Below are 8053 nucleotides of genomic sequence, written 5' to 3'. Positions count from 1 at the left end.
CATCGCCCGACCGCCCCCTCGTGGACCGGCGTCGCCTGGGCTCTGCTGGCGGCCCGGCCGGCGGGGCCTACCGCGACAGCGGTCCACGGAGCGTCCCGAGCGGCGAGCCCATCCCCCGCAAGGTCCCAGACGTGCACCAGCTCCTCGGCGGCCGTCGACATGACCAGCGAACCGTCCGGGCTGACCGCGACGCAGCGAACCGGCTGCCGGTGCCGCCCGAGGACGCGCCCGGGCACGACATCGCCGTCCAAGGTCCGCACCGCCAGCGGCGACAAAGCCGCCGACGAAGCCGCCGACGAAGCCACCGACGAAGCCGCAGAAGACGCGGCAAGAGAAGCCGAGGAAGACGCGGCCAAGGAGGAGGAAGAGTCGAGGGGCCAGGCCATGACCTGCCCGTCCCCGCCACCGGAGACCACCGAGCGGCCGTCCGGTGTCACGGTCACGCTCCACACCTGACCCTCATGCTGCCCGAGCGGCCGCCCCGATTGATCCGGCGCGACGGACGGATCCGGCACGACGGACGGATCTGACGTACCACCGAGCGGGAACGCGAAGACCTGTCCGATGTAGGTGCCGACAATGACCGTCGACCCGTCGGGCGTGATCGTCATCGCCTCGGCCCACCGTTTGACCCGACCGAGGACCCAGCCGGTGCCCGAGGCCGGCGCCCAGACGCGTACGGTGTCGTCCCGGCCGCCGCTGATGAGCAGGTTCCCGTCCGGGCTGAACACCAGCGACCGGACTTGGTCGTCGTGTTCGCCGATCACGGTCGCCTGGCCGGTGGCGAGGTCCCAGAGGCGTACCTGGCCGTCCTGGCCGCCGGTGGCGACGCGGTCGCCGCTGGGGGCGTACGCGACCGCCCAGATGTGCCCGGCGCTGTTGATGAACGGCGGATCGTCCAGCGAGTAGCCGTCGGCGTCGATCCGCCAGCGTCGCACCGTCTTGTCGGCCGCGCAGGTCACCACCTCGTCGCCGCGCGGGCTCACCGCGAAGGCCCGGATGGCGCCGAAGTGGCGGCCGATGTCGACCGCTCGGCCGTCGTCGAGATCCCAGCGGCGTACGCGGCCGTCGTCGTCGCCGGTGAGGACCTGGGCCGGCCCGAGGAACGCCGCTGCCCAGACCTGCCGGCTGCCCGAGTCCACGGTACGCGTCAAGGACCGGCTGGCGCGCCCAGTCGTCGACACCGCGACGACGGCCGGGGCCTGCCGGGCCGCGACCGCCGCCCATCGGGCCGCCGGGAGTCCGGTGTGGACAGCCGTCAGCCCGAGCTGTGCGGCCGGCCGGACCAGCGGAGCTCGCAGTGCGGGACTGGCGATCTCCAGCACTCGCGACGCCGACCGGACCTCCGCCGACGTTGCCGCCCCGGTACGCAGAATCGGCCGGACCGCGTCCACCCCGAGGGCGTCGATCGCGCCGGCCAGCCAGCCCGGGTCGGCCAGGAACCCGAGGTCTCCCCCGGCGGCCATGACCGCCCAGGGCCGGTGTTCGAGCAGATGCCGAGGGGTGTCCGCGGGCCAGCCCCGGGCCGCCCAGGACTCCGCCCATGCCGAGACCTGTGCCGTGAACGGCGCGAGGCGTACGGGTCCGAAGACGGTGTCCCGGCAGGTGTCCAGCAGCGTCTGGTGGGCGAAGCGCCAGCCGCCGGTGTCCTCCAGCACCCGCCCGAACCGCTCCCGCAGAAGCGATTCCACGTCGAACGCCGAAACCCCCGCCGGACCCCCGACCAGCGAAGACGCCGAACCCCCGAACCCCGGCGCGGCCGATCCCTCGAGCGCCGAAGGCGGCGCGGCCCCACCGGACGAGTCCACGGGCGAGCTGAGAACGGACGCCAGCTCGTCGGCGGTCAACGGACCGGCCGCCGCGGTCAGCACCCCGAGAACTCCGCGCGTCGTCGCGTCCGCGGCCAGCTCGCGCAGATCTGACTCGGCCCGCTGCTCGACCCGTTGCGCCTCGACGACCTGGGTCAGCTCGGCCGGATACAGCGTCCATAGCGGATGGTCCGGGTGCACGTCGTCGGGCACGGGTGTCTTGCGCCCGGTCACGAGCACGTGCGTGAAGAACGGCGTACGCGACGGCAGCAGGGATGCGACGCTTCGCTGCCCGGCGGGCCGGAGGTCTTCGTCGAGTCCGTCGACGATCAGCAGCAGATGGCGTTCGAGACGTTCCGCGCGGTCGGCCGCCCGGGTCCACAGGTCGGCGAACGCCGCCGCGTCCGGCTCGACAGGCGGGTCCTCACCGAGCAACGCGGCCAGCTGTCCGGTGACGGCTGCGAGGTACCGGTCCGCGCTGGCGTCGAGGGCGCGCCGCTGCAACAGGTACGCCACGCAGTCGACCCCGTCGGGCGGGCTCGCGGCCAGATGGGCGGCCAGCGCGGTCTTGCCCGCCCAGGGCGGTCCCACGACGCGCCGATAGCCGGGCGAGCCGGTGGCGAAGGCGCGCAGCGCCGCGAGATCGGCGGCCCGGTCCAGCAGGTCCGGCGTACGCCCCGCGACTTCGGCGAGGACGGCTTGATAGCCCACGCGACGCGCGGTCGCGGGCAGGCGGACGAGGGTGGCCGGGGTGCAGCCGAGTTCCCGCCACCACAGGCGGGCGTTGGGCAGCCGGTCGAGGTGCGTGATCGGGGTGGCGGTCAGCGCCGACTCCCCCGCTCGCGGCTGGTGCTCGGTGACGACGCCGAGCACGATCTCGTTCCCGGCCGGGCCGGTCACGACCGCGCTGCCGGAGACGCCGGACCACTGGCTGCGCCCGAGCGCCTCCTGCTGCGGCGGGAGCGGCCGGGGCGTGCTGGTGACCCGGAAGGTCAGCAGGTCGGCGACCCGCTGGTCGGCGGTCGGGATCTCGCCGTCGAGCTGTGCGGTGTCTCGCGTCGAACGCCCGTCCGGCGTCCGGCGTTCCTGAAAGTTCGGGTAGCCGATCGCCCGGCAGTCGCGGATCACCGCGGCGGCCTCCCGGTCGACCGAGCCGAACCGCAGCGGCCGCACGCCGGGCAGCGGCGTCGCCAGCTCCAGTAGCGCCAGGTCGGCGCGCTCGCCGCCCAGCAGCAGGACCAGCGCCGGATGCTCCACCTTGTCCACGCCGCGCACGGTGACGGCGCCGTCGGCGGTCACGGTGTGCGCGGCGGTCAGCACGAGCCGGTCGGTCACGAGCAGGCCCGTGCCGCTGATCCAGCCGCCGGGACCTTCGCAGAGGACCTCGACGGCACGATCGGCGTACCCAGTCACGCGGGTTTCTCCAGGCCACGTGAGCCCACCTTGATCGGGAGGCCGTCCGCGTCGACCGGGGGCTCCAGCACGATGGTCACCTTCTGCACCGACTCGCTCGCGACCCCGGCCTGCCCGCCCAGCTCCACCACCCAGAACCGCACGCCGCCCCGCGCCTCCGCGCTGCGGGTCACGCCCACCTGGAACTCCAGCGTCACCTGGCCCACCGGGAACTGCACCGGCGCGTTCACCGCCTCCGCACTCGCCCGCGCGAGCTCCGCGCGCAAGGCCTGGACGACGTCGACGAGCCCGATCTGCGACATGCGGACCATCCTTCCCGGCGGCTCAGACCATGCGCAAGACCGTGGTGTGCTTCAGGTCCGCGTCCTCCAGGTCCTCATTCACTGGTACGCGGAAAGCAGCGACCTGCTCGAAGCCGGTGGTCGGGCGGTAAGCGCGTCCGGGGTCGCCGACCAGCACCAGCGCCCCGCGTTCGTGCTGCCGTCGCAGGAACCCGAGCATCGCGTTCGCCATGTCGCGGCTGTAGAAGACGTCCCCGGCCAGCACGACGTCGGCGTCCGGAACGGGCAGTCCGGGCGGCGTACTCAGCAGATCGCCGAGCGCCCGGTCGACGGTCACCCCGTTCAGCTCCGCGTTGAGCGCGATCGCCGCGTCGGCGTACTCGTCGATCTCATTGGCGACGACGCTGCGCGCGCCGGACCGCGCGGCCGCGATGGCGACGAGCCCGCCGCCCGCGGCCAGATCGAGGACGGACTTGCCGGCCACCAGCTCGGGATGGTCGAGGATGTGGCGGGCGAGGCCTTGGCCGCCGGCCCAGGCGAAGGCCCAGAACGGCGGCGGGAGTCCCTTCCGCCCGGTGACCTGCTCCATCAGCTCCCACAGCGGGATGGCCTCGGTGGCCTGCCGGAGCTTCAGCTCGGGCAGGAACGGCAGCCCCAGCGGTTCGGTGTGGGCCCGGACGAAGTCGATCAGCACGCCTGTAGACCCTACCCATCGGGCTGATCCACTGGACGGCAGTCGGCCCGTACGCTGTCCGCCGTGACCTCCGTCGAACACATCCGGGACGCCGCCCGTGCCGACCAATACTGGGCGCTGGTGCCGCAGGGCCCCGGATTCTGGTCGCTGTGCCGCTTCGACGACACCACGGGATTCGTCGGTCCGCCGGTGCACGTCTCCGGCGCCATCGGCGTCCATCCCGGGGTGGCCGTCGCCTGGGCGCAGCGGATCACCGGGCTGCCGGGCTGGGTGCCGATGATGTCCCGGCCGGGTGTCCTGGTCGAGGAGGCGTACTCGCTGGTCCTGGAGATCGCCCACCAGCCGCGCACCGGGCGGCGGATCGTGTTGCGGGTGGAGGCCGACCCGCAGCGGCCGAGCGGCGCGTCGGTCGTGGTACGCGAGCGCTGGGACGCGTCGGGCCTCTACAGCGAGGCACTGTCGGTTGTGGATCGCGCGGATTTCGCCGACGAGGCGCAGATGCTCCAGCAGACCGCGGACGGGTTCGGGCTGGATCCGGCGCTGTGGACGGCGGTCCTGCCCGGCGTGGAGTGGGCGCACGGCCCACTCTGAGCGAGCCGCACCAAACCTGTCATGCCCGACACTGTCCTCATTTGACAGACAATCGGACTGGACTGCCACCCGGGGGTGCCGCAGGATGGGTGTCGGTGCGGCGACGCCTTGTTCGACACGGCTCGCACCCGACCGCGTCGCCGCACCGACACCTCTGCCGACACCTCTGCGCGTCAGCGCCCGGCGCTAGAGCGCGCCGGCTTCCTGAATCACGCCCACGACCGATTTGGCGATCTCGGGCGTTCCGCCGTCGGCCGGGCAGTCCACGTAGGCCACGCTGATCGCGTCGACGCTGACCACGTAGGAGAAGGCGTCGCGGCACTGGGTCGGCTTCTGCGACCGCAGCGCCTCCTGGCCGAGCCGCTGGTCCGAGGTCAGCGCCAGCAGCTGATCCAGCTGGGCCGCCGTCAGCTTGCCCGTCTTGGTCGAGCCGTTCTTGGCCGTCTTCGTCCAGCTGCCGTCCGGGGTCACGGCGACCTTGTCACTCATTCCGGCGATTCCGCCGGCCCGGCGTACCTCGAGCGTGGTGAACCGGGCGGCGAGGGTCGGCGCGGCCATGGTCGCCTCCGTCGAGGGCTGCTGGCCAGGGCTGTTGGCGCAGCCGGTCAGCAAAGCGAGGGCTACCGCTATGACACCTAGTGTCCATCGGCCGGACAAGGATGTCACATTCCCAGCATTCACAATGTGTCTTCCTTCGATATATAAATCTCTCGGTGGCTACCGCCATCATCACACTAAGTCGGGGAGGACTCAGTGAGAAGATCCATCGCGATCGCCGGCGCCGCCCTCTTGATGGGCGGCGTTTTGCTCGGCACCGCACCAGCGGGTGCGGCTCCGGGCGGATCGGCGTCCGCCGTCGCACGCGCCGACCAGGCGCTCTCGGAGCACAGGGCGGCTGCTGCGGCATCCGGGTCCGACGCGTTCAGCTCGTATCGGACGATCACGGACGCGAACGGCGCCTCGCACGTGCGCTACACGCGTACCTACAACGGGCTGCGGGTCTACGGCGGCGACATCGTCGTGCACACCAGCCCCACCGGCGCGTACGCCGGAACCTCGGTCGGTCTGGCCTCGCCGCTGTCCATCAGCACCACGGCGAAGACCACGTCGGCCCAGGCCAAGGCGGTCGCCCGGCAGAACTTCCGCGGCACCATCACCAGCGTCGGCAGCTCCGAGCTGTTCGTCGACGCCACCTCCGGCACCGGCAAGCTGGCCTGGGAGACGGTCGTCTCGGGCTGGGCGCCGGACAAGCAGACCCCGTCGCGGCTGCACGTCATCAGCGACGCGGTCACCGGCGCGTACCTCGGCTCGTTCGACGAGATCGAGACCGTCTCCGGCACGGGCAACAGCATCTTCTCGGGTACCGTCGCCGTGGACACCACGCTGTCGGGCAGCACCTACTCGATGATCGACCCGTCGCACGGCAACGGCCGCACCTGCGACCTGAACAACGGCACGTCCACCTGCACCACGTTCACCGACGCGGACAACGTGTGGGGCAACGGGACGAACTCGAACCGGCAGTCGGCCGGCGTCGACGCCCACTACGGCGCGGCGCTGACGTTCGACTACTACAAGAACGTCCACGGCCGGAACGGCATCTTCGGCAACGGCACCGGCGTGCCGTCCCGCGTGCACTACGGCAGCAACTACGTGAACGCGTTCTGGGACGGCGCCCAGATGACCTACGGCGACGGTTCAGGCAACGCGAACCCGCTCGTGGCGATCGACGTCGCCGGCCACGAGATGTCGCACGGCGTCACGGAGAACGTGGTCTCCGGCGGCCTGACCTACTCGGGCGAGTCCGGCGGCCTCAACGAGTCCACCAGTGACATCTTCGGCACCGCGGTCGAGTTCTCGGCCAACAACACCTCCGACCCCGGTGACTACCTCATCGGCGAGGAGATCAACATCAACGGCGACGGCAGCCCGCTGCGCTGGATGTACAACCCGACCCTCGACGGCGCGTCGCACGGCTGCTGGTCGACCAGCACCAACAGCGTCGACGTGCACTACTCGTCCGGCGTCGGCAACCACTTCTTCTTCAACCTCGCCGAGGGCACCGGCGCGACGCAGTGGGGCACCAGCCCGGTCTGCGGCAGCGCTCCCGCCGTCGTCGGCATCGGCCGGACCAAGGCCGAGAAGATCTGGTTCCGCGCGCTCGACGTCTACTTCACGTCGAACACCCGGTACGTGAACACCACCACGCCGGCCAACACCTCGCGGGCGTACACGCTCAGCGCCGCCACCGACCTCTACGGTCTGTGCAGCGCCGAGTACAAGGCCGTCCAGGCGGCGTGGACCGCGGTCAACGTGGCCGGCTCCGACGCGTCCTGCCCGGCGGGCAACGACTTCTCGATCGCCGCCACGCCGGCGGCGGGCTCGGTCAACCCGGGTGGCTCGCTGACCAGCACGATCAGCACCACGCTCACCAACGGCTCGGTCCAGACGATCAACCTGACCGCCACGGGCCTGCCGAGCGGGGCGACCGCCACGTTCAGCCCGACCTCGGTCACCACGGGCGGCTCGTCCACGCTGACCATCGCCACCGCGGCGAGCACTCCGGCCGGCAGCTACCCCATCACCGTGACGGGCACGGGCACCGGATCGACGCGCTCGACCTCCTACATGCTGACGGTCAACGGCCCGCCCGGGTGCTCGCAGACCAACGCGACCGACGTGACGGTCCCGGACAACACCACGGTGGAGTCCCTGATCACGATCTCGGGTTGCACCGGTAACGCCGGTGCCGGGTCCACCGTCGAGGTGCACATCGTGCACACCTACATCGGTGACCTCGTCGTGTCCCTCGTCGCCCCGGACGGCACCGTCTACACGCTGTCCAACCGGGCCGGCGGCTCGACCGACAACATCGACACCACCTACACCGTGAACCTGTCCAGCGAGGTCGCCAACGGAACCTGGCGACTGCGCGTCCAGGACGCCGCCAGCGCTGACACCGGCTACATCAACAGCTGGACGCTCAACCTCGCCGGATCGACGCCGCCCGCCTGCAGCGGCACCAACGGCACCGACGTCACCATCCCCGACAACACCACGGTGAACAGCGCGATCACCATCGCCGGCTGCACCGGCAACGCCAGCTCGACCTCCACCGTCGAGGTGCACATCGTGCACACCTACGTCGGTGACCTCGTGGTCTCGCTGGTCGCGCCGGACGGCTCGGTCTACGCGCTGCGTAACCGGACGGGTGGTTCGGCCGACAACATCGACCAGACCTTCACCGTCAACCTGTCCACCGAGGT

The 8053-nt window shown here is 71.5% G+C and carries 6 protein-coding genes; 2 read left to right on the top strand and 4 right to left on the bottom strand.

The window, feature by feature from the left end; translation table 11 throughout:
* The 3 genes from AB0M47_RS41100 to AB0M47_RS41090 all read right to left on the bottom strand — a co-directional run.
* The coding region (locus tag AB0M47_RS41100; RefSeq protein ID WP_363424011.1) for a trypsin-like peptidase domain-containing protein at positions 1-3221 on the bottom strand (3221 nt) is incomplete at its 3' end.
* Complete coding sequence (locus AB0M47_RS41095) at positions 3218-3523, bottom strand: trypco2 family protein (protein ID WP_363424009.1); 306 nt, start codon at positions 3521-3523, stop codon at positions 3218-3220. The genes AB0M47_RS41100 and AB0M47_RS41095, both read right to left, overlap by 4 nt.
* Positions 3524-3545: 22 nt before the next feature.
* Positions 3546-4196 carry a 50S ribosomal protein L11 methyltransferase gene (locus AB0M47_RS41090; RefSeq protein ID WP_363424006.1) on the bottom strand — a complete coding sequence of 217 codons (651 nt, stop codon included), beginning with the start codon at positions 4194-4196 and terminating at the stop codon, positions 3546-3548.
* 63 nt (positions 4197-4259) lie between these two features.
* Between AB0M47_RS41090 and AB0M47_RS41085 the strand changes: the two genes are divergently transcribed.
* Positions 4260-4787: a hypothetical protein gene (locus AB0M47_RS41085; RefSeq protein ID WP_363424003.1), complete on the top strand. Its 528-nt coding sequence runs from the start codon at positions 4260-4262 to the stop codon at positions 4785-4787.
* 186 nt (positions 4788-4973) lie between these two features.
* On the opposite strand, the gene AB0M47_RS41080 is transcribed toward AB0M47_RS41085, so the two are convergent.
* The gene (locus AB0M47_RS41080) at positions 4974-5345 is read right to left on the bottom strand and encodes a hypothetical protein (protein ID WP_363424001.1); all 372 of its coding nucleotides are present in this window, start codon (positions 5343-5345) and stop codon (positions 4974-4976) included.
* 195 nt (positions 5346-5540) lie between these two features.
* Here AB0M47_RS41080 and AB0M47_RS41075 point away from each other — a divergent pair.
* Positions 5541-8053: M4 family metallopeptidase (locus tag AB0M47_RS41075; protein ID WP_363423999.1), on the top strand; the 2513-nt coding region annotated here is incomplete at its 3' end.

Origin of the sequence: Hamadaea sp. NPDC051192 (genome assembly GCF_040682475.1) — a bacterium.
Taxonomy (GTDB): Bacteria; Actinomycetota; Actinomycetes; order Mycobacteriales; family Micromonosporaceae; genus Hamadaea; species Hamadaea flava.
The sequence above is the reverse complement of the archived record's forward strand: the minus strand, read 5'-3'. Positions and strand labels throughout refer to the sequence as shown.

Bases quoted from the DNA above. Each gene is read 5' to 3' on its own strand.
- AB0M47_RS41095 (WP_363424009.1), bottom strand. From the start codon at position 3,523: ATGTCGCAGATCGGGCTCGTCGACGTCGTCCAGGCCTTGCGCGCGGAG.
- AB0M47_RS41080 (WP_363424001.1), bottom strand. From the start codon at position 5,345: ATGGCCGCGCCGACCCTCGCCGCCCGGTTCACCACGCTCGAGGTACGC.